The 740-nt window shown below is 34.2% G+C and carries 2 protein-coding genes; both read left to right on the forward strand.

Translation table 11 applies throughout. The annotated features are described in order from the left end of the window. The coding region (locus tag ACFIO3_RS14610; protein WP_375704732.1) for a type IV secretion system protein at nt 1–378 on the forward strand (378 nt) is incomplete at its 5' end. 218 nt (nt 379–596) lie between these two features. Then, entirely contained in the window at nt 597–740 is a 144-nt protein-coding gene (locus ACFIO3_RS14615) for a TrwH protein (protein WP_375608894.1), read from the forward strand.

Here is a 740-nt window from a genome sequence, read left to right on the forward strand (position 1 = left end):
GGTCTCGTCCTTCTGACAAAAATCGCACTTGCACTTCTCGTAGGATGGGGGCCAATCTTCATTATTGCTCTACTCTGGCAACCAACTTACCGCTTTTTTGAGCAATGGATTGTACAAGTCGTAAGCTATACAATCCTCTTTGTACTCTTAGCTACCGTATTTAATTTAATGATGAATATCTTTGCAAACTATTTGGGCGATATGAAACTCGATTACAGACAGAATATGGGATATATGTTTGGAGGAGCTCTCATCCTGTCCATTATATCCATTATGCTGTTACTCAAACTGTCAAACATTGCCAATGCTCTCGCAAAAGGCATTGCATTTGGACATCTATGGAGACTAGATGGCATAGGAAGCAATAGTTCCCGTTAATATTCACTTTTAGCATCTATATGACAAAATAACCCAAACATTCCAATCTCAAAGTAAAAAATATTTGCACTGCAGCTGAAGTTTTCCATGAATAAAATCAGTTATGAAATCAAAAAATAAAATAAACACAAATTATGCACTTTACTTTATATTCAAAATTGTAATAATGACGAAAATTGTTATACTATAAATAACAATAAAAAAGAGTGGCCATTAAAATGAAATATATCATTTCTATAATTTTAATTATGAATCTTTTATCTGCTTGTGCACTAGCACCAAAACTAAAGCAACCAAATGATAGAAACCGCGTACCCATTAATAAAACAATCCCTGCCGAAATCAAGCGAGGAGACAGATGA

It is taken from the genome of Bartonella sp. AD328YNZD (assembly GCF_042196425.1).